Annotated in this window: 26 protein-coding genes and 1 tRNA gene; 14 read left to right on the plus strand and 13 right to left on the minus strand. The window is 62.6% G+C overall.

The features are described 5' to 3' along the window. Positions 1 to 109 precede the first annotated feature (109 nt). Complete coding sequence (locus D1227_RS18620; RefSeq protein WP_119405748.1) at positions 110 to 1420, plus strand: AAA family ATPase; 1311 nt, start codon at positions 110 to 112, stop codon at positions 1418 to 1420. Positions 1421 to 1439: 19 nt separating this feature from the next. Here D1227_RS18620 and gor read toward each other — a convergent pair whose 3' ends face one another. The 3 genes from gor to glmU are packed head-to-tail and all read right to left on the minus strand — an operon-like array spanning position 1440 to position 4952. After that, entirely contained in the window at positions 1440 to 2837 is a 1398-nt protein-coding gene (gor, locus tag D1227_RS18625) for a glutathione-disulfide reductase (RefSeq protein ID WP_119405749.1), read from the minus strand. A 51-nt stretch (positions 2838 to 2888) separates the two neighbouring features. After that, positions 2889 to 3587, minus strand: coding sequence for a ribose-5-phosphate isomerase RpiA (gene rpiA / locus D1227_RS18630; RefSeq protein WP_119405750.1), 699 nt, complete (start codon positions 3585 to 3587; stop codon positions 2889 to 2891). Between the two features lie 12 nt (positions 3588 to 3599). Further along, a complete protein-coding gene (glmU, locus tag D1227_RS18635) occupies positions 3600 to 4952 on the minus strand; it encodes a bifunctional UDP-N-acetylglucosamine diphosphorylase/glucosamine-1-phosphate N-acetyltransferase GlmU (protein WP_119405751.1) in 1353 nt (450 codons plus the stop codon). Positions 4953 to 5030: 78 nt separating this feature from the next. Here glmU and D1227_RS18640 point away from each other — a divergent pair, with 78 nt between their 5' ends. Beyond that, the gene (locus D1227_RS18640) at positions 5031 to 5711 is read left to right on the plus strand and encodes an HAD hydrolase-like protein (protein WP_119405752.1); all 681 of its coding nucleotides are present in this window, start codon (positions 5031 to 5033) and stop codon (positions 5709 to 5711) included. On the opposite strand, the gene D1227_RS18645 is transcribed toward D1227_RS18640, so the two are convergent. Continuing rightward, entirely contained in the window at positions 5708 to 5956 is a 249-nt protein-coding gene (locus D1227_RS18645) for a hypothetical protein (protein WP_119376565.1), read from the minus strand. The genes D1227_RS18640 and D1227_RS18645 overlap by 4 nt on opposite strands. A 499-nt stretch (positions 5957 to 6455) precedes the next feature. Between D1227_RS18645 and D1227_RS18650 the strand changes: the two genes are divergently transcribed. The 8 genes from D1227_RS18650 to D1227_RS18685 all read left to right on the plus strand — a co-directional run bounded on the left by D1227_RS18650 (position 6456) and on the right by D1227_RS18685 (position 13388). Further along, positions 6456 to 6530: transfer RNA gene (locus D1227_RS18650), tRNA-Val, on the plus strand. A 115-nt stretch (positions 6531 to 6645) separates the two neighbouring features. After that, a complete protein-coding gene (locus D1227_RS18655) occupies positions 6646 to 7368 on the plus strand; it encodes a lysophospholipid acyltransferase family protein (protein ID WP_119405753.1) in 723 nt (240 codons plus the stop codon). 26 nt (positions 7369 to 7394) lie between these two features. Continuing rightward, a complete protein-coding gene (locus tag D1227_RS18660; protein ID WP_119405754.1) occupies positions 7395 to 8666 on the plus strand; it encodes a 3-deoxy-D-manno-octulosonic acid transferase in 1272 nt (423 codons plus the stop codon). Continuing rightward, the gene (gene lpxK / locus D1227_RS18665; protein WP_119405755.1) at positions 8666 to 9667 is read left to right on the plus strand and encodes a tetraacyldisaccharide 4'-kinase; all 1002 of its coding nucleotides are present in this window, start codon (positions 8666 to 8668) and stop codon (positions 9665 to 9667) included. Before D1227_RS18660 ends, lpxK begins: the two co-directional genes overlap by 1 nt. After that, positions 9664 to 10629 carry a lysophospholipid acyltransferase family protein gene (locus D1227_RS18670; protein ID WP_119405756.1) on the plus strand — a complete coding sequence of 322 codons (966 nt, stop codon included), beginning with the start codon at positions 9664 to 9666 and terminating at the stop codon, positions 10627 to 10629. Before lpxK ends, D1227_RS18670 begins: the two co-directional genes overlap by 4 nt. Positions 10630 to 10686: 57 nt before the next feature. Next, positions 10687 to 11100 (plus strand): DUF4345 family protein, encoded by a 414-nt coding sequence (locus D1227_RS18675; protein WP_119405757.1) that lies wholly within the window; start codon positions 10687 to 10689, stop codon positions 11098 to 11100. A gap of 11 nt (positions 11101 to 11111) precedes the next feature. Next, positions 11112 to 12026 carry a pseudouridine synthase gene (locus D1227_RS18680; protein WP_119405758.1) on the plus strand — a complete coding sequence of 305 codons (915 nt, stop codon included), beginning with the start codon at positions 11112 to 11114 and terminating at the stop codon, positions 12024 to 12026. Positions 12027 to 12053: 27 nt separating this feature from the next. Then, positions 12054 to 13388, plus strand: a complete 1335-nt coding sequence (locus tag D1227_RS18685; RefSeq protein WP_119405759.1) for a cytochrome P450 — start codon at positions 12054 to 12056, stop codon at positions 13386 to 13388. A gap of 8 nt (positions 13389 to 13396) precedes the next feature. Here the strand turns inward: D1227_RS18685 and D1227_RS18690 are convergent, their stop codons facing one another. After that, the gene (locus tag D1227_RS18690) at positions 13397 to 14257 is read right to left on the minus strand and encodes an OmpA family protein (protein WP_158586725.1); all 861 of its coding nucleotides are present in this window, start codon (positions 14255 to 14257) and stop codon (positions 13397 to 13399) included. A 102-nt stretch (positions 14258 to 14359) separates the two neighbouring features. Between D1227_RS18690 and D1227_RS18695 the strand changes: the two genes are divergently transcribed. Further along, positions 14360 to 15220: a hypothetical protein gene (locus tag D1227_RS18695; protein WP_119405761.1), complete on the plus strand. Its 861-nt coding sequence runs from the start codon at positions 14360 to 14362 to the stop codon at positions 15218 to 15220. 4 nt (positions 15221 to 15224) lie between these two features. Here the strand turns inward: D1227_RS18695 and D1227_RS18700 are convergent, their stop codons facing one another. The 3 genes from D1227_RS18700 to purD all read right to left on the minus strand — a co-directional run bounded on the left by D1227_RS18700 (position 15225) and on the right by purD (position 18606). Next, entirely contained in the window at positions 15225 to 16130 is a 906-nt protein-coding gene (locus D1227_RS18700) for a hypothetical protein (RefSeq protein WP_119405762.1), read from the minus strand. Between the two features lie 4 nt (positions 16131 to 16134). Further along, positions 16135 to 17220: a phosphotransferase family protein gene (locus D1227_RS18705; protein ID WP_119405763.1), complete on the minus strand. Its 1086-nt coding sequence runs from the start codon at positions 17218 to 17220 to the stop codon at positions 16135 to 16137. A gap of 99 nt (positions 17221 to 17319) precedes the next feature. Then, positions 17320 to 18606, minus strand: a complete 1287-nt coding sequence (purD, locus tag D1227_RS18710) for a phosphoribosylamine--glycine ligase (RefSeq protein ID WP_119405764.1) — start codon at positions 18604 to 18606, stop codon at positions 17320 to 17322. Between the two features lie 162 nt (positions 18607 to 18768). Between purD and D1227_RS18715 the strand changes: the two genes are divergently transcribed. Together D1227_RS18715 and xseA are read left to right on the plus strand one after the other, a co-directional pair. Continuing rightward, entirely contained in the window at positions 18769 to 19218 is a 450-nt protein-coding gene (locus D1227_RS18715) for a hypothetical protein (protein ID WP_119376552.1), read from the plus strand. Between the two features lie 8 nt (positions 19219 to 19226). After that, the gene (gene xseA / locus D1227_RS18720; RefSeq protein WP_119405765.1) at positions 19227 to 20702 is read left to right on the plus strand and encodes an exodeoxyribonuclease VII large subunit; all 1476 of its coding nucleotides are present in this window, start codon (positions 19227 to 19229) and stop codon (positions 20700 to 20702) included. Positions 20703 to 20832: 130 nt separating this feature from the next. Here the strand turns inward: xseA and D1227_RS18725 are convergent, their stop codons facing one another. The 3 genes from D1227_RS18725 to D1227_RS18735 all read right to left on the minus strand — a co-directional run bounded on the left by D1227_RS18725 (position 20833) and on the right by D1227_RS18735 (position 22888). Further along, positions 20833 to 21309, minus strand: coding sequence for an NfeD family protein (locus tag D1227_RS18725; RefSeq protein WP_119376550.1), 477 nt, complete (start codon positions 21307 to 21309; stop codon positions 20833 to 20835). After that, the gene (locus D1227_RS18730; RefSeq protein ID WP_119376549.1) at positions 21309 to 22271 is read right to left on the minus strand and encodes an SPFH domain-containing protein; all 963 of its coding nucleotides are present in this window, start codon (positions 22269 to 22271) and stop codon (positions 21309 to 21311) included. The genes D1227_RS18725 and D1227_RS18730 overlap by 1 nt, the downstream gene beginning before the upstream one ends. A 134-nt stretch (positions 22272 to 22405) precedes the next feature. Continuing rightward, positions 22406 to 22888: a peroxiredoxin gene (locus D1227_RS18735; protein WP_119376548.1), complete on the minus strand. Its 483-nt coding sequence runs from the start codon at positions 22886 to 22888 to the stop codon at positions 22406 to 22408. Positions 22889 to 23003: 115 nt separating this feature from the next. Between D1227_RS18735 and D1227_RS18740 the strand changes: the two genes are divergently transcribed. Next, on the plus strand, positions 23004 to 23564 hold the full coding sequence (locus D1227_RS18740) for a YqgE/AlgH family protein (protein ID WP_119376547.1): 561 nt from the start codon (positions 23004 to 23006) through the stop codon (positions 23562 to 23564). On the opposite strand, the gene D1227_RS18745 is transcribed toward D1227_RS18740, so the two are convergent. Beyond that, a complete protein-coding gene (locus tag D1227_RS18745; protein WP_119376546.1) occupies positions 23561 to 24613 on the minus strand; it encodes an EAL domain-containing protein in 1053 nt (350 codons plus the stop codon). The two genes, D1227_RS18740 and D1227_RS18745, sit on opposite strands and share 4 nt — an antisense overlap. 40 nt (positions 24614 to 24653) lie before the next feature. Then, positions 24654 to 26036 (minus strand): threonine synthase, encoded by a 1383-nt coding sequence (gene thrC, locus D1227_RS18750; RefSeq protein ID WP_119405766.1) that lies wholly within the window; start codon positions 26034 to 26036, stop codon positions 24654 to 24656. Positions 26037 to 26042 lie beyond the last annotated feature (6 nt).

Genomic DNA, 26042 nt, shown 5'->3' on the forward strand with positions numbered 1-26042 from the left:
CACATCGGGCTTGCCGACACAAGTTTTACCACATTTTGAGGCACAGTTGGTGGCGGAATCACTGCGCTTGCCTTACGCAGCGGTATAAAAGACGAAGCGAGCCTCCCTCATGTCACACGCGTTCATTGTCCACGGTCCAAAAGATGTCGACAGCCTCTTGAAGGTGCATGAAGCGCTGCGACAGGCCGGTATCGCCACATGGTACGAGCCGCCGGGCGCCGATACGCGCGAGAGCCAGGCATCGACAGCCGAGGCTATCGACAAGTCCTTCGCGATGATCGTCCTGGTATCCGCCAGCAGCATCCGCTCCCGCGAGGCCCAGGCGCAGATCGAGCGCGGTATCGCCCGCGGCATGACCATCATTCCCTTCCGGATCGACAATGCCCGCCTTTCGGGCACGTTCAAGAAGCAGCTGGCGGAGAACCTCCGCCTGGCGATGATGGATGAAGGCGGTCTTGAAAAGCTGGTGGCCGAAGTGCGCGGCCGCTACCGGCGCAAATGCCCGGTCCTGTCGGTCATGAACCTCAAGGGCGGTGTCGGCAAGACGACGATCGCCGCCCAGGTCTTCGGCGCCTGGCAGGCCGCGCTCGGCGGACGCGTCCTGCTGATCGATCTCGACCCGCAATACAACCTCACGCAGACTTTCTTCGACATGGAAGCGGCCGACCAGAGCGCGGCGAAGGACAAGTCCGTCATCTCCCTGTTCGAGAAGAGCCGGCTGCATGCCGTCGATGCGCCCTCGCCGGCTGAACGCTGGAACCACCTGTCGGCCGATCCCTTCCCGACGCCAGCGGCGGAGGACATCGTTCATCCACTGCTCGGCGGCGACGGCCCGGGCGGCGTGCTCGACCTGATTTCCGGGCAGTTCGAAATCTCGAAATACGCCTTTGCGACGGACTCGGCGGCCCTGTCCGCCATCGACACGAACTTCCAGCGCACGATCGATCACCTGCGCAGCAGCTATGACCTGATCGTCTTCGACACCAATCCGAATGCGACTTTCCTGACGCGCTGCGCGCTGGAAGCCTCCGACCGGGTCATCGCGCCGATGCATCCGGACATGTACTCGCTGCGCGGCGTGAAGCTGCTCAACCAGGTGCTGAACGAGCATATCCGGCCCGATAACCGGCCCGAGCTGTCGGTGCTGTTCAACAAGGTCTCGCGCAACGAGCAGTCGACCTTCGAGGCCGATGCCCGCAACGGTGCCCACGACCAGCGTGCCGGGTTTGATCTCGCGGGCGCCCTGCTGCAGACGGCCCTTCCCCGCAGCGGCCACCTCGATGTGCGCTCACCAGAGCCGGACCAGGCACCGTGGAAATCGCTGGTCATTCATAATGGCCGCGGCGGCGGGCTGAAGAAGATCCGCGAGTCGCTGACCTCTGCCGCCTCCGAAATCCGCGAGCGCCTGCAGGCGGCCTGAGCCACCCGCGCCCGCCCCATCAGGCCGGTTCGGTCTCAGGTACCCATTTCTGGCGCATGGTGACGATCTCTTCGGCGATGGTCGGATGCACCGCGCAGGTCGCATCGAATTGCTGCTTGGTGACGCCCATCTTCACGGCGATGGCGATCATCTGGATCATCTCGGCCGCTTCCGGGCTGACGATGTGGACACCGACCACGCGCTGGTCGTCGGCTTTCACAACGAGTTTCATCAGCACCCGCTCCTTGCGCTCGAGCATGGCGACCTTCATCGGGCGAAATTGCGTCTTGTAGATATCGACGTGCTTGAACGCCTTGCGGGCTTCGGCTTCGGTCATGCCGACCGTGCCGACCTCGGGCTGGGTAAAGACGCCTGACGCGACATTGTCATGTTCGAAGGACCAGTCCTTGTCGCCAAAGACGGTGTCAGCAAAGGCATGACCTTCGCGGATCGCAACCGGCGTCAGCTGAATGCGGTCGGTGACGTCGCCGACTGCGAAGATGTTCGGCACGCTGGTGCGCGAGGCATCATCGACGATCACAGATCCCTTCTCGTCGAGCTTCACACCGGCCGCATCACAGCCGAGACCGTCCGTCGCCGCCCGGCGCCCGACCGCCATCATCACGACATCAGCCTTGAGCCGGGTATCATTGGTAAGATGCACCTCGTAGGGGCATTCCCCGTCGGTCTTCTCGATCCTGTCGAAGACCGTCTGGGTGATGACCCGGACGCCAGCTTCTTTCAGCCCTTCATGCACCGCGGTGCGCACATCCCAGTCAAAACCGTTGAGCACCGTGTCCCCGCGATAGACCAAGCACGTCTCGACACCGAGGCCGGCGAAGACATGCGCAAACTCGCAGGCGATGTATCCACCCCCGGCGATGACGATGTGCCTGGGGAGTTTTTCCAGGTGGAAGATCTCGTTCGAGGTGATGGTGTGTTCGACACCTGGCAGGTCTTCCGGTGACGGGCGCCAGGGTGCCCCGCCCGTCGCGATCAGGATCTTGTCGACGGTGAAGGTCTTGCCGCTCTCCTTAAGGACCACCGTATTGGCGTCCTTCATCTCGGCACGCTCTTCGAAGACATCAACGCCGGCATTGGCGAGGTTGCGAAGGTAAATTCCCGAGAGCCGGTCTACCTCGGCGTGCAGGTTCGACATGAATTTCGGGAAATCGAACCCTTTCATCTCGACATCCCAGCCATAATTGCGCGCTTCCTCGACCTTGCGGCCATAGTCGCTCGCATAGACCATGAACTTCTTGGGGACGCAGCCGCGGATCACGCAGGTGCCCCCGATCCGGTACTCCTCGGCAATGGCGACCTTTGCCCCGGACTGGGCCGCGATGCGGGCGGCCCGCACGCCGCCGGAGCCAGCTCCGATGACAAAGAGGTCGTAGTCGTATCCGAGGTCAGCCATGAAAAAATCCTTCCGGTTTCGCGTTCCCGGCGGGATATGGAGAAGGCTTGCCTAGTATTCAAACACCGATGCACCATCATCCTGTCCAATGATGACGGTACGGGCCAGCCCGATGAACAGGCCATGCTCAACAACACCGGGGACAGACGCCAGTTCGAAGGCAGCACGCGGGGCATCCGGGATCACGGAACAGTGACAATCGAGTATGTAATTTCCGCCATCGGTAATGATCGGCTTGTTGCCCGGGCCATTGCGCACATCGATACGCGGCTTGGCGACACTAGCGGCCTTGAGAGCGTCATAGACCTTCTTGGCGGTGATCGTGTAGCCAAAGGGCGTCACCTCGACCGGCAGCGGGAACTGGCCGAGCATCTCGACCTGCTTTGAGGGGTCCGCGATGACGATCATCAAGTCGCTCGCATTGGCGATGATCTTTTCCCGCAGCAGCGCCGCACCGCCACCCTTGATGAGTTGTGCGTGACCATCGACTTCGTCAGCGCCATCGACGGTGAGGTGAATGCGGTCGACATGCTCGATCGGCACAAGCGGCACGCCAAGCGATTCCGCCAGCCGGCGCGTTTCCTCGCTGGTCGGAACGCCGCGAACCATCAGGCCGTCAGCGATCTCTTCAGCCAGGTTCTCGACGAAGTACTTCGCCGTGGACCCGGTCCCGAGGCCGATGGTCATGCCATCCTCGACGAACTCGATCGCCGCAATGGCCGCGTTTTCCTTTTCCCGCTCGTTTGCCATGGCTGGCCGCTCCTATTTCCGGGCAGCCTTTTCGGCCGCCTTTTTCTCCCTGAATGCCTTCGCCTGCCCGGGCTTCTCGACCTGGCGGCCCCGTCCCAGCGCAAGCGCATCGTCGGAGACATTCTCCACGATCACAGACCCCGAGCCGACAATGGCCCCATTGCCGATCCGCACCGGCGCGACGAGAGCGCTGTTCGATCCGATGAAGGCGTTCTCGCCGATCTTCGTCTGGTATTTGAGGAAGCCATCATAATTGCAGAAAATCGTGCCGGCGCCGATATTCGCATTTGCGCCGATATCGCCGTCGCCAAGATAGGACAGGTGATTGGCCTTGGCGCCGGGCCCGACGCGGGTCTTCTTCACTTCCACGAAATTACCGATCTTCGCTTTCTTGCCGATGAAGGCACCGGGCCGCAGGCGGGCATAGGGGCCGATTTCGGCGCCCTCTTCCACATTCGCGCCTTCCAGGTGCGAAAAGGCCCGGATCATGGCACCCGTGCGAATATGGACCCCCGGTCCGAAGACGACGTTCGGCTCGACGGTCACATCCGGCTCTATAATGGTGTCGTATGACAGAAAGACGGTCTGCGGCGCGACGAGGGTCACCCCGTCCGTCATCAGCTCCTCGCGCCGCCGGTCCTGGAAGTCGGCTTCCGCCTTGGCCAGTTCGAGCCGGGAATTGACGCCCTGAACGTCCCGCTCCTCGCAGGTGACCGTCTTGCAGGTCGAGCCTTCCTTGCGCGCCAGTGCGACAATGTCGGTGAGATAGTACTCACCTTTCTGGTTGTTGTTGTTCACTTTCGACAGGAGGCGGAACAGCCGCTCGGCCCGCACTGCCATGACGCCGGAATTGCAGAGGTCGATGGCGAGCTGTTCAGGGCTCGCATCCTTGGCTTCGACAATCGCTTCCAGATCGCCGCCAGCGCTCGTGACGAGGCGTCCATAGGCGCCTGGATTGGCCGCGCGGAAACCGAGCACGCCAACTGCACCGCCTTCTTCCAGCGCTTCGAACAGCGACTGCACAGCGCTCGCCGGGATGAGCGGCGTGTCGCCGTAGAGGACAATGACATCTCCGACAAAACCCTTCAGGGCGGCCTCCGCCGATCGAACGGCATGACCTGTCCCCAGCGGCGGATCCTGTATCGCGATGGCATCGGCGCCGAGTTCGGCCTCGACATGGGCACGCAGGTCTGGCTGCGATGGCGAGATGACCGTGATGATCCTGGAACAGCCGACTTTGCGGGCAAGGTCGATCGACCAGTCCAGCATGGCCCGTCCGCCGATCCTGTGCAGCACTTTCGGCAGGGAGGACTTCATCCGGGTGCCCTGGCCGGCAGCCAGGATGATTGCGGCTCTTTCGGTCATGAATCCAAGTCTCGTTATCTGATGCAAACTCGCCTAAACTATCTGCCGAGTCGATGCGAGTGCTTAAAGGGAAATGCCATGCCTGCAACGGATCTGACCGGATGGACCGTCGTTTTCGACCTCGATGGCACGCTGGTGGACACGGCGCCCGACCTGCATGCCTCGCTCAATCACTGCCTTGAGACGGCCGGGCTCACGCCGGTTCCTTTCGATGCGGTGCGCGGCATGATCGGTGAAGGCGCCAAGGCGATGATCCGCAAGGGCCTGTCATGGAACGATGCGCCGCACGAAGCGCATGATATCGATGTGCTGTGGGAGACATTCCTCACCCACTACCGGCAGAACATCTGCCGCCTCAGCCGTCCGTTCCCGGATGCGGTGTCAGTTCTGGACGGGCTGATCGGCGATGGCGCGACCTGCGCGGTCTGCACCAACAAGACCCAGATCCTTGCGGAAGCTGTGCTGGACGGGCTGAATCTTTCCGGCCGGTTCGCGGCCATCGTCGGCGCCGACAGCGTTCCATCGAAGAAGCCCGATGGCGACCATATCCTTCGCACCATCCAGGCTGCGGGCGGAGCGGCAGGACGGTCGATCATGATTGGTGACAGCCAGACAGACGAAAGGGCAGCCCGGGATGCCGGACTGCCCTTCGTATTCGTAACGTTTGGCTATGGGCCGGATCCTGAAACGGACCCGGGAAACGCTGCTGCGTCGTCTTATTGCGACGTCAGGTCAGCCATCAACAGCCTGGCAGCCTAGGCTACCTCAGCCGTTGCGTCGTTCGGGCGATAGCTCGTGCGCAGTTCTTCCTGCGTTTTTGCGATGCGCCGACGCGGCATACCGTTTACCATGTTCGAACGCAGGTCAGTGCGAGCGCTGCGCATGGCGGGTACGAAGCCGGCGTCGACGAGATCGACATCGACCTCGTAGCCGCGCTCGGCCCAGTACTCACGAATTTTTTCACGAAGGCGTTTGGCGCCTTCAGCATTACACCAGTCTTTCATTTCAATCTCTCCAGGCAATTGGGGTCCACTGGGAGGTTTGGCCTCCAGTTTGAGCCTGTCCTTCTATTTGCTGTTTTTTGTACGAGGCAGGCGAGCCCGCCGCCGTTCGTGAAGGTTAAATGACGCTTCTCGGTCCAAACCTCAAGGATTATTCTCGATGAAATTCGAGTAATGCTTTTAGATGAACAGCTGTTCATTCTGAATATCCATTCATCTTCGAGACAATTTACAGACGGCTTCGCGCCTAACACTGTTCGGGACCGTTTACGCCATTGGTTTCATATGAAATAATCCAATTGTGGCGATAATCAGGACGTGTCGCGCGAACGGGCGACAGATTGACGCAAAACCGTGGAGGGCGGCGTCCCACAAAGTTTTGGCATGCATTTAAGATTTTGAGCTATGCGTTTTAGCAAGCAGTTTCGGACTTGAACCGCCACCTGATCCCACGCAATTGACCTGCCCTCGACGGCGATCTAAGACGCTTCGATTCGCGCATGGGCGATTAGCTCAGCGGTAGAGCACTGCCTTCACACGGCAGGGGTCACTGGTTCGATCCCAGTATCGCCCACCATGCGCTTTCCTACCAGACTTGCACGTTTTTGCAAAAGCTGCTGCTGCTGGCTTGCGCCCCTCACTGGCAATAGCCCTTTGCGAATTAGCCGCGCGCAGCCTAAACCCGCCCCTTCATGAAATCGCTCCTTCGCCATCCCATCGTATCTTCCCTGCTCGGCTACGTCATCTGGAGCTACATGGTGCTCTGCGCGCGCACGATCCGCTGGACCGTGGAGGGCGAGGCCGGATTCCGCGACGCCTGGAAAGCCGATCACGGCCTGATCGTCGCCGCCTGGCATTCACGCGTCCTGCTGCTGCCGACCATCTGGAGCCGGGTGGCCCGCAAGCTGCCGGAAAAAGCCTATCCGACATCCATGCTGATCTCGCTATCGCGAGACGGCGAAGCGGTTGCCAAGGCCATTGAGCATCTCGGCCTCGACTCGGTGCGCGGTTCATCCACGCACAAGCGCAAGCGCAAGGACAAGGGTGGTGTCGCCGCCATTGCCGAAACCAGCCGGCGCCTGCGAAGCGCGAGCGTTGTCTGCATCACGCCCGATGGCCCCCGTGGCCCCGCCGAACAGGTCCAGCCCGGCCCGGTGCTGCTGGCCCAGCGCACAGGCGCGGCGATCATTCCCTATGCGCTGGCGGTCAAACCCGTCTGGCGTCTCGACACATGGGACCGGTTCATGATCCCGATCCCCTTCTCCAAGGGGGCGATGGTCATCGGCGATCCAGTGCTGATCGAAAAGGGCGGCGATGCGGACGCCGGCCGCGCGGCCACGCAGGCAGCCATGGATGCCACCTATGAGCGCGCGCAGACGCTGGCCGGCGCAACTGGCCGCGAGGACATGACGTAACCGGCCAGTCCGGCTAAGGAACGCTCATGAGTCTGGCCCGAACCGCCTACGAAGTCGCAACAAGCGCCGCAGAGCCCCTGTTCGGGCTGGTGATGCGCCGGCGGCTGCGCCGCGGCAAGGAAGTTGAAGGGCGCGTCGGCGAACGCTTCGCGCGCCCGAACGTCTCGCGCCCGGCTGGCCCTTTGGTCTGGCTGCACGGCGCAAGTATCGGCGAAACCCGCCTGTTGCTGGAACTCGCCCGGACCCTCCACGCCCACCGGCCGGGCCTGCACTTCCTCCTGACCAGCCAGACCGTGACGGCTGCCGAGCTTCTCGACCGGGCGATCGCGCAGGATCCGGCGCTGAAAGGCCGGGCCTTGCACCAGTTTGCCCCGCTGGATTCGCCCGCCATCGCCCGTCGCTTCATACACTACTGGAAACCGGACGCGGCCATTTTCGCGGAAGGCGAGATCTGGCCGAACCTCCTCAAGACGCTGCGGCGGACAGATACGCCGACCGCGCTGGTTAATGCACGGATGACGGAAAAGAGCCTGCAGGGTTGGTCCCGCTGGTCCGGACTCAGCCGTGACCTGTTCGGCGGTTTCGATGTGATCCTGGCCGCCGACCGGCGCACGGCGGACGGGCTCAGCGCGCTTGCCGGGCGGACGGTTACATCGCCGGGCAATCTCAAAGCCGCCCTGCCCCCGCCCGGACATGATGCGGACGAGGAAGCGGCCCTCCGCAAGGACTTTGTCGGCGGCGGGCCATGCCTTGTCGCGGTGTCCACGCATGACGGCGAAGAAGCCTTCGTCCTCGACGCGCTGGCGCTGATGAGCCCGAGGCCCGCCTGCATTATCGTACCCCGCCATCCTGAACGCGCACCGGACATTATAAGGCTGATTGAGTCGCGGGGGATGAGCCACGCCCGCCGCTCGGCCGGGGACACCGCCACTGCCATGACAGACGTCCTGCTGGCTGACACGCTGGGCGAGGTCGGCCTGTTCGCGCGGCTTGCGGACACGGTCTATCTGGGCGGCGGGCATGCGCCCGGTGTGGGCGGTCACAATCCTATCGAGATCATCAGGCTCGGCCGGGCGCTGGCGACAGGGCCTGACGTCTTCAATTTTGACGATGCCAAGCGCGACCTGCTGGGCCAGCCCGGCTATAATATTGTCGAGACACCGGCCGACCTTGCCGGCGGCTTCCCCTTTCCCGCGCCTGAGACCGAGCTCATCGCCAGAATGGAAAGCACGGCGCGCGCCCCCATGGATGCCACGATAGAGGCCCTGCTGCCCCTGCTGCCCGAGGAGCCCCGCTAATGAGGCCACCACGTTTCTGGGACCGGGATGTCGATCCGCGCTCACGCGAGGCCGCGCCGCTCACCCGCCTGCTGCTGACGCCGCTCGCCATGCTCTATGCTGGCGTGACGGAACGCCGGATCGCGAAGACGCAACCGCTGCGCCTGTCGATCCCGGTGATCTGTGTCGGCAACCTCACCGCTGGCGGCACCGGCAAGAGCCCCGTCGCCGCAGGTCTTCGTGACATGCTGAAGGCACGCTATCCGGGAACACGCATCGCAACGCTGTCGCGCGGCTATGGCGGCGCGCTGAAGGGCCCGCTCAAGGTGGACGTCTCCACGCACACGGCTTCGGATGTCGGCGACGAACCGCTGATGCTGGCCTGCAGCGGCGAAGCCTGGATCGGCGCCGACCGCGCAGCCGCCGGACAGGCGATGGAGGCCGATGGGGTTGACCTCATCATCATGGATGACGGCCATCAGAACCCGTCGCTTAATAAGGACGTCTCGCTCATCGTCATCGACAGCGAGGCCGGTTTCGGGAACGGATACGTGATCCCGAAGGGGCCGCTGCGGGAGCCCGTGGCCGCAGGCCTCGCGCGGGCCGACGCTGTTATCGTGACGGGGCCAGGCGACATTCCGGAAGAGCTTTCTGGAACGGCCTTGCCGGTGATCCGGGCCACGATCCAGCCGACAGCACCTTTGCAGAAGCAGGCTTATGTCGCCTTTGCCGGGATTGGCCGGCCGGAGAAGTTCTTCGACACGCTGGAGGCTTGCGGATCAAAGCCCCTCGACGCTGTGCCCTTCCCCGACCACCACACCTATTCCGACAGTGATGTGCGCTACCTGAACGAGCTGGCGAAACAGTATGATGCGCAGCTGATCACCACGGAAAAGGACTTTGTCCGCCTGCGCGAGGATCAGCGCAGTGGCATCGTGACCCTTCCCATCCGGGCGGAATTCGGGGATAGGAGCGCGCTGGACCGGGTGCTCGCACCTGTGGCAGACCGCATGGCTCGATGACCAAGACCAAGACAGAAGCGCCGCAATACATCCGCCCGAAGGACATCGACGACCGCTCGACCTTCTGGCAGCGCGTCGTTTGGCGGCTGGAAGCCATTGCCTGGGACCTTGTCTATTGGGGGCCGATGAAGGCGCTCGGACCGGACCGGGCGTCCGACACGGCGGGCTGGATCATCAAGCGCATCGCGCCGCTCCTCAGCCAGAACCGGACGGTCAAACGCAATCTGCGCATGGCGTTTCCGGACTGGGATGAAGAAACCGTCGACCGCGTCGCGCAGGAAGCCTGGGAAAGCGTCGGACGCACGGCGGGCGAGCTGCCGCACCTGCCGAAGATCGACCCTTATGACGGCGACCGGGTCGAGGTCGTGAATGCCGAACGCCTGGACGCGGTCGAAGCCTCCGGCAAGGGCGCGGTCTTCATCTCCGGGCATTTCGCAAACTGGGAAGTCATGGCGGCCGTGATCTGCCGGCGCCCGGTCGACTGCCTCGTGACCTATCGCGCGCTCAACAATCCGCACATCGACCGGCGCATCAATGACGTGCGACATGAGTATGGCATCGGCGTGCTCGCCCCCAAGGGCCTTGGCACGCGTGAGCTGATGCGGGCCCTGTCGGCAGGCCGCTCGGTGGCGCTGATGAACGACCAGAAGTTCAACCAGGGCGTTCCCGTCCCCTTCTTCGGCCACGACGCGATGACAGCGCCCGGCCCGTCGCGGCTGGCGGTAAAGTATGGCGTGCCCATCGTGCCGGTCTCGACCGTGCGCACAGGGCCAGCCCGGTTCCGCGTTACCATTCACGAGGCAATCTATCCCGCTGAAGGGCTGACCGGCGACGAGGCCGTGCTTGACTGCGTCCGGAAGATCACCGCCTTTATAGAAACCGAAGTGCGCGCCCATCCCGGCCAGTGGTTCTGGCAGCACAGGCGCTGGCCGAAACCGGCCTGGAAGAATGCCGGCGTCTGACGCTGGCCGCCGGCGCCAAACGCGCCATCTTGTTCAGTCGAGACTTCAGGAGGCTCCATGTCTGTCTTCACCATCATCTGCGCCATCGCCCTCACCTTCTGCGCCCTGATCGGCCTTGGCGCGCTTATCGCGCCGAAATGGGCGGCGGGCGTCGTGCGGCTTGTGCCCGATCCCGATCCTGCCAAGCCGGGCGGCTTCTCCGAGTTCCGGGCGACCTATGGCGGCCTTCTATTCCTCCTGCACATGACGGCGCTGGTGATCCTCCTGCGGGTCGGCGGACCGATCGCGATGCTCGCCATCCTGCCGATCGCGGCTGGCTGGCTCGGCGCAGGATTCGGACGCGCGCTCTCTTTCCTGCTCGACACCAAGGAGAACCGGGCACCCGGCATGATCCCGGTCTGGATCCCGCTGGAACTCGTCCTCGGCCTTGCAATTGCCTCACCCGTTCTGCAGATAGGGGCGAACCCCTAGAGGATAGCCCTATGACGGATCGTCGAGAGACGCCCCGGCCCGCAAGACGGACCAGCAAACCCAAACCCCAGGGCGAGAAGCCTCCCAAGGACTGGAGCGATGGTGAGCGCATCGCCAAATGGCTCGCCCGTGCCGGCGTGGCCTCACGCCGGGCCTGCGAGACAATGATCGAGAATGGCGAGATCGCGGTGAACGGCCGCAAGCTCACCTCACCGGCCTTCAAGGTCACCGGCAGCGAGACAATCACGGTGAAAGGCAAGCGCGTCAGTGCGCCCGAAGCCACACGCCTGTGGCGCTATCACAAGCCCTCCGGCCTGATCACGACCACCAACGACCCGGCCGGCCGACGTACCATCTTCGATGAGATGCCGAAGCATCTGCCGCGCGTTGTCACGGTTGGCCGGCTCGACCTGACTACCGAGGGCCTGCTGCTGCTGACCAATGATGGCGAACTGGCCCGCGCGCTCGAGCTGCCCTCGAACGAATTCCCCCGCATCTATCGCGCCCGCGCGCATGGCAAGGTCACGCCCGAAAAGCTTCAGGCGCTCGCCGATGGCATCGAAGTCGACGGCGTGCGCTATGCGCCGATCAAGGCCGAACTGGAACGCGAGACGGGCACCAATAACTGGATCCGGGTCGAACTGTCGGAAGGCAAGAAACGCGAAGTGCGCCGCGCGCTGGAATCCGTCGGCCTCGACGTGAATCGGCTGATCCGCGTCGCTTATGGTCCGTTCACGCTTGATGACCTGCATCCCGGCGCCGTCGAGGAAGTGCTGGCCTCCGAACTGAAGGCAAAGCTGGGCAGCATGATCAAACCATCGAGCGCCAGGCCGTCCAGAGGCGCACGCAAGCCGAAGCCGCCGCGCCCTGACGTCGAGACAGGACTTCACAAACCGAAGCGGAATCGTACCATCCGGAAAAAATGAGACTGACGTCATTTTCCGGAGGTTCCAATGTCCGACGCCGCGCTTGCTACCCCGCCCAGCACCAAGAAAGACCCCTCGCGCCAGATGAGTGCGGCCGCTGCCGCCACGGCTGACAAGATCGTCAGCCCCGACATCTATGCCCAGCCCGAGGCGCTCGATGCCGCCTTTGCGCGCCTTCGCGCCGAAGACCCCGTCGCCTGGTGCGAGCCGGAAAACTTCCGTCCCTTCTGGGCGGTCACCAAGCATGCCGACATCATGGAAATCAGCCGCCAGAACAAGCTGTTCACTAATGGCGAGCGCGAGATGCTGAGCTATGCCGAAGCCGAGGAACGCGTCTACGCCCAGACGGGCGGCCCGCACCTCCTCAAGACGCTGGTCCAGCTCGACGACCCGATGCACTACAAGCTGCGCCACCTGACCCAGGACTGGTTCATGCCGCACAAGGTGAAGACCCGCGAGGAGGCCATCCGCAAGATCGCGAAGGAATTCGTCGACCGGATGGAGGATATGGGCGGCGAGTGCGACTTCCAGCAGGATATCGCGCTCTACTATCCGCTGCGCGTCATCATGCAGATTCTTGGCGTGCCCGAGGCAGACGAGCCGATGATGCTGAAGCTCACCCAGGAGATCTTCGGTGCGCAGGACCCGGACCTGATGCGCAACAAGGAACTCGCAGAGGGCGGCGATTCCGAAAAGGGTCTCGCCTCCATCCAGGAGACGCTCGCCCAGTTCTTCATGTACTTCACGAACATCACGGCCGACCGGCGGGCCCACCCGAAGGACGATGTCTCGACGGTGATCGCGAATGGCGAGGTGGACGGTGAGCCGATCGGCCAGCTGGAAGCGATGAGCTATTACATCATCGTCGCCGCGGCCGGCCACGACACGACCAGCGCATCAACCGGCGGCGGCGTGCTTGGCATGCTGCGCCATCCCGAGCAGCTGAAGAAGATGATGGACGATCCGGCCGGCATGTCCCGGACTGCCGTCGATGAGGCGATCCGCTGGACGACGCCGGTGAAGCACTTCATGCGCACTGCCCAGGACGATTATGAGCTGCGGGGACAGAAGATCCTCAAGGGCGAGAGCCTGCTGCTCTGCTACCCGTCGGGCAACCGCGATGAAGAGGTGTTCGACGACCCGTTCGACTTCCGCGTCGACCGCAGCCCGAACAAGCTCATCTCATTCGGTCATGGCGGGCATATGTGTCTCGGCATGCACCTCGCGCGGCTGGAAATGCAGGCGATCTACGAGGAGCTGTTCTCGCGCCTCAAATCGATCGAACTCGCGGGCGATCCGACCTTCATCCGCGCCAACTTCGTGGGCGGACCAAAATCGGTCCCTGTACGGTACAAGTTCTAGGGCTGGATCTACTCGCCCTTGTCGAGAAAATGGAACTCGACCCGGCGGTTGAGCGCATAGGCTTCACTGGTCTGTGCCGGGTCAATCGGCCGGGTCTCCCCATAGCCGAACGGCACGAGCTGGCTGGCCGGAATGCCCTGTTGCTGGAGATAGGCCGCGATGGCATCGGCGCGGGCCTGCGAGCGGACCCGGTTAAAGGACTCCGCCCCGCGGGCATCCGTGTGAACACCGATTTCGAGACGGTAGTCGCGGCAGATCATGGTGAGACCGGCCAGCGCGTCCAGCAGCCTGTGATTGTCCTCGCTGACAACCGTATCTTCTTCCTCATAGGTGATCTGTTCGCTGCGCGCGAGCTGGTCACCGCGGGTGCGGCAGGCCTCGAGCGGCGGATTGTGCGGCATCGACATGAACAGCGCGCCAGGCGGCCGCGGCTCGTCTGGCGTTGAAACGGCATCCACCATAAAGAGGTTGCGCTGAAGCAACTGACGGTCGGCGACAATCGCGGCGCGGACCGCGCTCAGCGCATCCTCGCGGGCCTCCTCGGAGTCGGCTTCGCCACTTACGAACAGCACCTCATCGACGGCTTTCAGGCGGATCCATTCCGGCCCGGTCTGGCGCAAGAGGTCCTCGAACTCGTTGATCCAGACGACGTCCCGTTGCGTGACTTCCGCGGGGAGCTCAATGGCCATATCCTCCGTCGTCGGCGTGAACTTACCGTTGGCGAACAGATAGTATCCGTCCGGAATTTCGACACACTGGACCGGACCCGACGTATCCTGAGGTGTCGCGCCGCCATTGCCGCAGGCCTGCAGGCCGGCAACCAGAAGCGGGACCAGCCCCCAGCCGGCCATCCGCATTGTCCCTTTCATGTACTCCACTCCAGACATTCTGTACTTGTTCTTAGCCTGTCTTTGGGCAATCGTAAATTTTCCCAACCATATCCGTGACCAGCAACGCCACTAAACTTGCCGATGCGCAACATGTTTCACCGCACACTTGTTTTTCTCGCCGGGCTTCTCCTTCCTGCCACGGCCGCCGCACAGGCACAGGAGAGCCCTTCCCGCTACGACGAACCTGACCCGGCGCTCGACGCCGCTGTCGAGGCGTGCCTCGAAACAGAAGGCGTGACCGTTCTTAGCGAGCATGATTCAATCTGCTACAATTCAGCCATCTATCCAGAGCAGTTCCTGAAGCTGGCCAACCTGCCGGAGACGCGCCGCATCATCATCACCAGCCCTGGCGGCAATGTCGCGACGGCACGGATGATGAGCCGCATTATAGACCAGCGAAGCGAGCCCGTCGTGATTGCCGGCCCATGCATGTCCGCCTGCGCCATGGTCATTCTTCCCGGGGCGGACCAACTGTATATCCACCGCTCCGCACATATTGCCGTACACGGAATAGCGATGATGGGCTTCAAGAGCTGGTTTGGCTGGCTGAAGCAGGGGGCTGCGCCAACCCAGACAGACTTCATGATGGCAAGCCTTGGCTACAATCTCGGCTATACCACGCACAAGAGCGGGCAGGACCACATGCAGGGCCACCTCGCTGGCCAGCATGTCGACCAGGCCTATATCGACCTCATCAGTGAGCGGATGGAGACCGAAGCGGAGGCGCACTCCTGCCGGGTCGACCCGAACAACTATTGGGGCATGATCGACGCGGAGCACCTGCAACGCTTTCTCGGCGGCCGTATCGTCCATATGGAGGACTTCGATCAGTCTTGGGACGAGCCCGGCCGCACGCTCTACCGCGACATCACGGTGCCGATTGCGGAACAGACCTACATCTTCTCAGAGGACTACGAAGACGCCGATTGCGCCTCAGACTGATAAATCAGGCGGGCAGAAGTTCTTTCGGATAGTCCGGATAGCTCGCTTTCATCACGCCGTGGTTCAGCAGCATCTCAGCTTTGACGTCACCGCTCTCCGGGTCGAGAAACTTCGTCAGCACCCAGTAATTCTCGACACGCCGGGACTGTGACAGGGCCACAATCTCACGGTCCAGCCGGTAGGTCTCACCGACGAATAGCGGACCGTCGACCATCTTGATCTGGAGGTCGGCAAAGAGGCCGATCGAAGGACGCTTGACCGGCCAGCCAATCATTCCGCCAGTATAGTTGCCGAGCACCGAGACCATTTCGGTCGGCACGATCGCCCGCCCCCAGGGCGAGTCGGCTGCGTCGCTGTACCAGTCCATCGGTTCGGTGATCTTGGCGAGCTTTTCGTTCAGCGAGAAGGGATAGAGATTGCCCATATGCTGATCGGGATCCATACGGATGATTTCTTCCTGCTTGCCTTTCATGCCAACCTTCATGTCGGCCAGGATGACCAGCTCGCCCGCCGGGCGCAGCTTCGCCATACGGGCCTCAAGCAAGATCTCGCCATGGTCGGGCCCGAGCGTCGCACTCGCTTCCAGCACGGGCGTGCCGTCTTCCTTCTCGGCCCGGCAAAAGGCGTAGGTATCCGATTTCGGCTCGATGAAGACGCGAACCGCCTCGCCTTCCACCACCATGTTCTGGAAGTGCGCCGAGAAACACCCTCTCTCAAACCATGCCTTGCCGAACAGGTCGACAAGGTAGGGCGAGAACTGGCTGAAATGGGTCGGCCCCTCGATCGGCCCGGCCTTGATGCCCAGCTTTTCGGCCTCGCTGTCATCATGGATTGAGCTGTGACCGTCATAGGACTGGTCGGCGAGCATCTGCGCCGGCTTGCGCAGCGGGCCTTCGATCACCTCGGCCATCGCCCTAGCCTTCCATACCGGCCATGCGGGCACGATCGGCGGCGAACTTCGCCAGCGGCACGACGCGCTCGGCATTCGCAGCCGCGTTGGCATTGGACGCCGTCCCGTCGCGCACGCGCCCGACAATACCCTGCAGGATGCCGGCGAGGCGGAACGCGTTGTAGGCGAAATAATAGTTGAGGTCCGGCATGCCATCGCGGCCGGTATGCTGGCAGTAGAGGTCGACATATTCCTCCAGCGTCGGGATGCCCCAGGCCTTCAGGTCCTTGATGTTGGCGATCGAGCCGCGCGACTCGTCATTGCCCGGCATCACCCAGTTCATCAGGTGGTAGGAAAAGTCCGCAAGCGGATCACCCAGCGTCGACAGCTCCCAGTCAAGCACGGCAATGACTTTCGGCTCAGTCGGGTGCAGGACCATATTGTCGAGGCGATAATCGCCGTGCACGATGGTCACATCTTCCTTGGCCGGAAGGTTTTTCGGCAGCCAGTCGATGAGCTGTTCCATCTCCGGAATATGCATCGTCTCCGATGCCTTGTACTGCTTGGTCCAGCGGTGAATCTGGCGGGCGCAATAGTCGCCCTCCTTGCCGAAGTCCTGCAGGCCGACGGCCTTGTAGTCCGTATTGTGCAGGTCGGCGAAGGTCTTCACCTTGGCCTCGTAGATCTTGCGGCGCTCGGCGGGCTCATAGTCCGGCAGCGTCTGGTCCCACAGGATTCGGCCATCGACATTGTCCATGACGTAGAAGATCGTGCCGATGACATCCTCGTCCATGCACAGGCCATAGGGCCGCGCGACCGGAAAGCCCGTCGGGTAGAGCGCGTTGATCACCTTGAACTCGCGGTCCACGGCATGCGCCGAAGGCAGCAGCTTGCCCGGCGGCTTGCGGCGCATGACGTATTTCTTGTTCGGCGTGAAAAGCTTGTAGGTCGGATTGGACTGGCCGCCCTTGAACTGCTTGACCGTCAGCGGGCCTTCATAGCCCTCGACGTTCTTTTCCATCCAGTCGGCGAGGTTCTGCTCGTTGAACTTGTGCGACTCGGTAACGTCCTTGGTTCCGGAGAACATTTCCTGTGCAGCGGCTTCCGCCATGGGTCTTCTCCCTGTTTGATCTGGTTGCCGCGCACCCTAGCGCGGACACGCAGACGGACAAGCATATCGCAGGGTTAAATGGCGCTCAAAATCGCTGGCTCAGAGCACCCGGCGGCCGATATCCCGCCGGCAGAAACCGCCCGGCCAGTCGATCGCGTCAACGCCTTCATAGGCTTTCGCAATCGCCGTCCTGAGGTCTTCAGCCGTCGCTGTGACGCCAAGGACGCGTCCGCCGGCGGCGATGAGCTTTTTGTCGGCGTTCACATCGGTGCCGGCATGGAAGACGGTCACGCCGTCAATCGCATCGGCAGCCTCCACGCCCTCGATCACCGAGCCCTTCTCGACCGTGCCAGGATAGCCGTTCGCCGCCATGACGACGACTGCGCTCGGCCGGAAGTCCGAGAGGCCCATCATCTCGCAGAGCTGGGCATGCGCCCCGGCAAGGCCGCCTGTTGCGCAGACAAGCAGCGCCGGGACGATATCGCCCGGCAGGCCCGCCATCAGCACCTGGCATTCCGGGTCCCCGAAGCGGGCATTGAACTCGACCACTTTCGGCCCGGCCTCGGTGACCATGATGCCGACATAAAGCACGCCCTGATACGGCATGCCGTCTTCAGCCATGCCTGAGAGCATCGGCTCGACAATCATCGTCTGCACCAGTTCCAGCGTCCGCGCATCGACGACCGGGGCCGGCGCATAGGCGCCCATGCCGCCGGTATTCGGCCCGGTATCGCCATCACCGACCCGCTTATGGTCCTGGGCGACCGGCAGGTAGATCGCGCCCTCGCCATCAGTCATCACGAAGACGGAGGCTTCCTCGCCCTTCATGAACTCCTCGATGACGATTTCGGAGGAGGCTTCGCCGAACTTGCCAGTCATGAATTCCTCGACCGTATTCTCGGCGTCTTCCAGCGTTTCAGCGATCACCACGCCCTTGCCAGCAGCCAGCCCATCGGCCTTGATGACATAGGGCGCCTCCATCGTCTCAAGGAAGTCGAGCGCCTCGGTCAGGTCATCGAAGCGGCCATAGCGAGCCGTCGGCACGCCGTATTTCTGCATCAGATCCTTGGCGAAGCCCTTGGACGACTCGAGCCTGGCGGCCTGCTGGCTCGGCCCGAAGACATCGAAGCCGCGCGCGCGCAACGCATCGGAAGCCCCAGCCGCCAGCGGCGCTTCCGGCCCGATGATGATCAGGTCGGGATTGAGCTGCAGCGCCAGCTCCTGCACCGCCTTCAGGTCGGTGATATCGAGATCGAAGCACGGCCCGATCTTGTCCATGCCGGGATTGCCGGGCGCCGAGAAGACTTCGTCGACAAGCGGGGACTGCGCGATTTTCCAGGCCAGCGCATGCTCGCGCCCACCGGAACCAAGGATGAGAATTTTCATGGAGCGGGTGATGGCCCTGCTAGCCGCCGCAATCAAGCCCCGAATGAAGCACCATTCCTGCCTTGTTCATGCCTTGTGAACGGGTTGGTCTGAGAATCGACCGGTAGACATGGCTGGCAAATTCACTTGAAGATACAGATGCAGAGAAGGCAGAGTGAGCCAATGGCAGACAATTCCCAGAGACGCCGCTTCTCCCGAGACCTCAGCGGGTTGTGGACAGGCTACTACGCTTACGACCTGACAGACGACGCCATCATGTTCACCGCCTGGATCAAGGAAGACGGCGGCAAGATCACCGGCACGGTCCTTGAAGAAAACTTCAGTCCCGAAGCGATGGACGATGAATATGAGTCGACCATTCACGGCTTCCGGCACGGGCTGGATGTCCGTTTCACCAAGATCGTCATCGATGACGAAACCGGCGATCCCATCATGCTGCGCTATCATGGCGACACCGATGCCGACTGCTGCCTGATCTCGGGGGTCTGGTTCTTCGACGACCCATCCGACTGGACGGGCACCTTCATGATGACCCGCATCTCCGGCGACATGAAGGCCCGCGTGACGGTTGGCGCTTCGCAGTCTGACAAAGACGGATCGGACGAAGGGTAAGGCTGGCCGTGTCAGAGGAAAGCGCCTCCAACATTGCCGAACTCTCGGTTTCCGAACTCGCCGCGAGCCTGAAGCGGACCATCGAGACCAATTACGATCATGTGCGCGTGCGCGGCGAGCTCGGCCGCGTGACGATTGCGCGCTCCGGCCACATGTATGCCGACATCAAGGATGAGAAGGCCGTTCTCAACACGGTGATGTGGAAAGGCTCGGTCCAGCGCCTGCCTTTCAAGCCTGAAGAAGGGCTCGAAGTCGTCGCTGAGGGCAAGCTGTCCATCTATGCCGGCCGCTCCAATTACCAGATGATCGCCGACTTCATGCGTCCGGCCGGTGCGGGTGCGCTGATGGCGCTGCTGGAAGAGCGCAAGAAGAAGTTTGCCGCCGAAGGTCTGTTCGACGAGCGGCACAAGAAAGCCCTGCCCTACCTGCCGCGCACAGTCGGGGTCGTGACCAGCCCGACGGGCGCCGTCATCCGCGATATCCTGCATCGCATCCGGGAACGCTTTCCGGTCCGCGTGATCGTGTGGCCGGCCCTGGTCCAGGGCGATGCGGCCGCCGCGCAGATCGAAGCCGGTATTCGCGGCTTCAACGCGATGACCGGCGAGGACCGACCGGACGTGCTGATCGTCGGGCGCGGCGGCGGCTCGATCGAAGACCTCTGGCCGTTCAACGAGGAGAATGTCGTCCGCGCCGCTTTTGAAAGCCAGATCCCGCTCATCTCGGCGGTTGGCCACGAAACCGATACGACGCTGATCGACTATGTTTCCGATGCGCGGGCCCCGACGCCGACCGGCGCCGCCGAGATTGCGGTTCCGGTTCGTCAGGACCTGATGATCACGATCAGCGAATATGGCCAGAGCCTCACCCATGCGCTTTCGCGGCTCGTGCGGCATGACCGCGACCGGCTGCGGGCCGCGCGCCTGCCGAAGCTCGAAACGCTGATCGCCCAGAAGCGCCAGACGGTCGACTATCTTGAGGCGGGCCTGCGTTCGGGCCTGTCCGGCGCGATCAAGTCGAAGCGGATCGAGCTGACTCGCACCGAGGCGCGGCTCCGCCCTGAGCCGCTGCAAATGGATGCCCGGCGCAAACGCCAGCAGCTGATCGATGTCGCGGTCCGCGCCCGTCCGGCCGTGACTCGCGTCATAGGCGAAAATCGTACAGCGCTCGCCTCTCAGGCGAAACTGCTCGAGACACTCTCCTATCAGGCGACTCTCGACCGCGGCTTCGCCATTGTGAAAGATGCAAGCGGCCGGGTCGTGAAAAGTGCCGGCGCGGTGAAGGCAGGCGACTCGCTCGATATAGCTCTGGCCGATGGACGCATCGCGGCAGACGTGACCGGCGCCGGAGCGGGCGGCAAGGCGCCGAAACCGGCCAAGTCAAAACCGGAGACGCCAAAACCGGAGAGCTCAGAACCGGACAAGCCGGTTGCCAGCCCGAAGACCTCGAAAGACCCGGATGCGCCGCCCCAAGGGTCACTCTTCTAGGCCGGGACGCGCCTGCCATCCGGCCAGCCCGGACTCAGACTGTTTTCGTACTGGAATCATACTGGAATTGTATGGAAATCAGACTCGCTCCCGGCGTGGCCGACCGACGGTCTTTCCCGCAAGTTTCTCCTCAGCCCGCGATGCGGATCCGGAGGATGTTTCCGTTGGTCTCCTCCACGACGACCGATGTGCCCTCGCCCGGATTGCTGCCATCCATCGTCTCGGCAGACCATTCGGTGTCGCCCAGCTTCACCCGGCCCATGCCGCCGGAAAACCCTGAAACAACAAGGGCTCGCTGGCCGATAGTACGGTTCATCCGCTGGTTCAGCGTCGGGTGATCACTCACCAGGCGCCGCATGCCAGCAAACACCGTCCGCCCGAGGATCAGAAGGCCCGTCGCAGCGGCGGCGAAGAAGATGAGCTGGCCCTGCCAGTCAGAAAGGCCAGCCGGCGCGATGGCGGCAAAGATCGCCGTCACGCCCGCCGCTATTGCAATCCATAGCAGGTCGAACGTGCCAACGGCCATCTCGATCGACAGCAGGATCAGGCCAAGGGCCAGCCAGTGCCAGGCGGTCAGCGGCCACATCAGCTCATTCGCCCACTCCATCACGTGTCCTCCCGACGGCGCGACGAGGGAACGGCCCCGCCACCATTGCGGTTTGAGGTCGCCGACTCCGCGAGACCGCGAATGCCTTCAATCGTGCCAAGAATAGAACTGAACTCGGCCGGAATGATCACCGTCTTCTGGTTCTGCGCGGTCGCAAGCTTCTCGAAGGCCGTCACATATTGCTGGCCCAGGAAGTAATTGATCGCGTTGACATCGCCCTTCGCGATGGCTTCCGACACCATGGCCGTTGCCTTTGCTTCGGCTTCTGCCTCGCGTTCGCGGGCTTCGGCGTCACGGAACGCGGCTTCGCGGCGGCCCTCTGCCTCGAGGATCTGGGACTGCTTGGCGCCTTCGGCTTTCAGAATGGCCGACTGCTTGTCGCCTTCCGCCGTCAGGATCTCCGCCCGCTTCAGGCGCTCGGCCTTCATCTGGCGCGCCATGGCTTCTGTAATATCCGCAGGCGGGGTAAGGTCGGCGATCTCGATCCGGGTGACCTTCACGCCCCAGGGATTGGTCGCCGCATCCACGACGTTGAGAAGGCGCGCATTGATCTCGTCACGATTGGAGAGCACTTCATCGAGATCCATCGAGCCGACCACCGTCCGGATATTGGTCAGCGACAGGTTCTGGATGGCATTCTGGAGGTTGTTGACCTCATAGGCGGCCGACACTGGGTCGATAACCTGAATGAAAACAACCGCATCGCAGGACACCATGGCATTGTCCTTGGTGATCACTTCCTGCGTCGGGATGTCCAGAACACTCTCCATCATGTTCATCTTGCGCCCGACGCGCTGGTAGAACGGCACGATGAAATGAAGCCCGGGGTTCAGCGTCTTCGTGTATCGCCCGAAATTCTCGACGGTGTAATTGTAGCCCTGCGGCACCACAGTGACCGCAGATGTCAGCAGCACAAGACCCGCAACCGCCAGGATAATGGCGACGACAAATGATGGCTCCATACAGGTTCCCTCCTTATGACCTGTACCTAAGATCGGGTGCGATTTGCCGTTTTTCAATAAAATCGGACTCAAAAACGGCGCACACCGATATCGGTATGCGCCGTTCTAGCCCGTATCGGATGATTCCGGGAGGCTTAAATCTGGCCGAGAAGATAGTCGGCGCTGGATACCTTGAACTCGCCGCCATCCTCGACGTTCAGCTGCTCGACGACGCCGTCCTTGACGAGCATCGAGTAGCGCTTGGAGCGGTCGCCCATGCCGAAGCCACTGGCATCCATCTCCAGGCCACACGCCTTGGCGAAGGCGCCGTTGCCATCGGCCAGCATGCGAACCTTGCCGCCGGTCTCCGCCTGCTCGCCCCATGCATTCATGACGAAGACATCATTCACCGAGGTGCAGACGATATCGTCCACGCCCTTGCCGTGCAGCGCCTCGGCTTTCTCGATGAAACCAGGAAGGTGCTTGGCCGAACAGGTCGGCGTGAACGCGCCGGGCACGGCAAACAGGGCCACTGTCTTGCCGGCGAAGATATCGTCGGTCTTGCGCGGTTCGGGACCGTTGGCGGTCATTTCCATGAACACGGCTTCGGGCAGTTTGTCGCCAGTCTTGATCGTCATTGAAAGCTCCTCTTCAGCTGATCGCTACTTAGGCACGACCGGCGAGATGATCAATGAACGCTTGCCAATCCATGGCCCCTGAGTCAGCCTGTCTGGTGAAGAAAGGGCACAGGCCATGATTGAGGACCTGACCGGCAAACTCCTTATCGCCATGCCCGGGATTGGTGACAGCCGCTTTTCCCGATCCCTCGTGATGGTCTGCGCGCATGAGCCCGATTACGCCATGGGCATCACCCTCAACAAGCCGATCGATGACCTCACCCTGCCACAACTGTTGACCCAATTGGGCATCGAGCAGGATATCCGCGTTCCCGACACGGCCGTTTTGAGCGGCGGACCGGTTGGCACAGACCGCGGCTTCGTTGTCCATACAGACGATTTTTACTCTGACGGCGCGACCATGGATATCGGCGATAATTGCTGCCTGACCGCCACGCGCGACATCCTTGTGGCCATCGCAACCGGCGAAGCGCCCCGCGAATCGATGATGGCGCTGGGCTATTCCGGTTGGGGGCCTGGACAGCTCGAAAGCGAGATTGCTGAAAATGCCTGGCTGATCGGCACTGTCGACCCCGACCTCGTCTATGGCACCCGCCATGAAGACAAGTGGGCCCGCGCACTGGAGCTGATCGGCATAGACGCCTCGCGGCTCCATTTCGGCGGCGGGACTGCCTAGCCGCCCTGCTCCCCGGCCGAGACCAGGAGCCTCGCTGCCTCGGTCGCAGAAACCGGATGGGAAAAGGCAAAGCCCTGCGCATACTGGAAGCCAAGCGTGCGTAGCAGGCCGATCTGTTCCAGATTCTCGATACCCTCCGCCGTCGTGCTCATCTTCAGGCGCGAGGCGAGCAACGTGATCGTTTCGAGGATTACGCGAACCTTTTCCGAACCGGTCTGGCGAATGAGATCGGGATCGATCTTCAGGCCATCGGCAGGCAGAGAGGCGAGCCAGGAAAACGACGAATGCCCCGATCCAAAATCATCAAGGATGACGCCGGCGCCCACCTCTTTAAGGGCCGTTGCAACACGGACGGCTTCAACGTCATCGCGCAGGGCCGCCTGCTCGGTCAGCTCGATACGAAGCTGGCCCCGCGAAAAACCATGACCTGATACCAGCGCTTCAACAAGGCTGGGCAGATCCTCACTGGCAAGATCGCGCCCCGTCAGATTGACATTCACGAACAGGCCGTGGTGCCCAGCTTTCTGCCATGATGCCAGCGCCTCGCTGGCCCGGATCAGCATGTTTGGCGCCAGGGCATCATCGCTCAGCGCCTGTCCGCCAGCCTGGTGCGAGGGCGGTGCACCGTCCCAGCGCGCCAGTGCTTCAAAACCGGCAATGCGGCCTGTCGTCAAAGACACGATCGGCTGAAACGCGGCATCCAGCCCCGGCCCGGGCGCAGGGATGATGCCGCCATCAAGAGACGTATCATCGCGGACGAGGTCGCCAGAGGCGCCGCCACGCGCATCAAACCGGCCGACCAGACGAATGGCGCCCCCGCTCGACAGGCCGACCGCACATGCGATGTCCCTGCGGGCTCCGGAGGCTGGGTCGAGCGCGCGCTCAAGCCGGCTCCGGCTGAACCCATCCAGCAGGACGCCGAGCGCGTTCAGTGACCAGGAACCACTGATATCGTCGAGCGCCGCACTCCGGTCCGGATCGATGCGCAAACGTTTCAGGTCCGGATCCCAGGACCAATGGCCAACAGTGGTGGCGGTTTCGTTTTGCATGATGTCAGCCTAGTTCTTTCCAGCTTCGCTGGCGAGAGGTCTAGAGGCGCTGATGGTCGCGAATAAAGGTCCTGACCACAGCTAGATCGTTTGCGACGCGGTCGAATTCTTCGTCGCGCGCAATCACGTCCTGTACCCGGTGCGGCAGGTCCGGTGTCAGACCCGTCGCCTTTTCGACGGTTTCGGGAAACTTCGCCGCATGTGCCGTGGCCAGGACAACGGTCATGGCGTCACTCTCGGGCAGGCTGCGCGCGACCGAGGTGCCGACAGCGGTATGCGGGCAGATGAGCCAGCCTGTCTCGTCATGCACGCGCTTCATTTCTTCCAGCGTATTGGTGTTCGAGACGCGCTTCGCGCTGAGGCCCGTGCAAGCCAGCGGGCCCTTGATTTTTTCCGGCAGGCCCACGTCGCCACCTTGTGCGAACTGGTTGTAGATCTGACGGATCAGGTCCGCATCGCGGCCAGATGCTTCGAATGCGATCCTCTCGAAATTGCTCGGGATGGAGATATCCATGGCTGGACTCGGCGTCGAGACGGCACTCGCCCGCGCCATGCGCCCTTCCCCGAGGAGGACGCGCAGCGCATCGTTCTCATTCACGGCGCAGACGGCTTCGAATCCATGCAGCAGGCCACAGCGGGCCGCAACATAGCCGGCCAAAGCATCGCCCATATTGCCGCTCGGCACGACGAAGCGCAGCGGACGGTCCGTGCCAAGCGCTGCCTGCGCTGTGGCATAGTATACGGCCTGCGCGGCGATCCGGGCCCAGTTGATCGAGTTCACGCCCGACAGGCCCGACCGCACGACAAAGTCGCGGTCGGCAAAGAGGGCTTTCACGATGGCCTGGCAGGCATCGAAGTCCTCGTCGATCGCAATATTGTGGACGTTGCTCGCTCCCGTCGTCGTCATGAAGCGGCGCTGGACGGGCGAAATACGCTCAAATGGATGCAGGATGAAGAGGTCGACATTGCTCGCCCCGGCGAAAGCCGCCGCGGCTGCGCCGCCCGTATCGCCGGAGGTCGCGCAGGTTACGCTCATCCGCTCACCCCGGCGGGAAAGAACCGTATCGAAGAATTGCGCGATGAGTTGCATCGCCACATCCTTGAACGCCAGTGTCGGCCCGTGATGCAGCTCCATCAGGAAGGCATTCGGCCCCCACTGAACGAGTGGCGCGACGGACTGGTGCGCGAAACTCGCATAGGCCCGCTCGCAGATGCCCCGCAGGGTCGCCTCATCGAGTTCATCCTCGGCGAAGGCCGCGAGTACGCGAACGGCTACGTCGACATAGTTTTCGTTCGGTTCCGCCGGTTCAATCCGGGGCCATGTCTCGGGAACGAAAAGGCCGCCGTCCGGGGCCAGCCCTGACAGGCACGCATCGACAAAACTGGCCGGGCTGGCCTGGCCGCGGGTCGAGATGAATTTCATGGCTCT

It is taken from the genome of Henriciella mobilis (assembly GCF_003576315.1).
In the GTDB taxonomy this organism is placed as follows: domain Bacteria; phylum Pseudomonadota; class Alphaproteobacteria; order Caulobacterales; family Hyphomonadaceae; genus Henriciella; species Henriciella mobilis.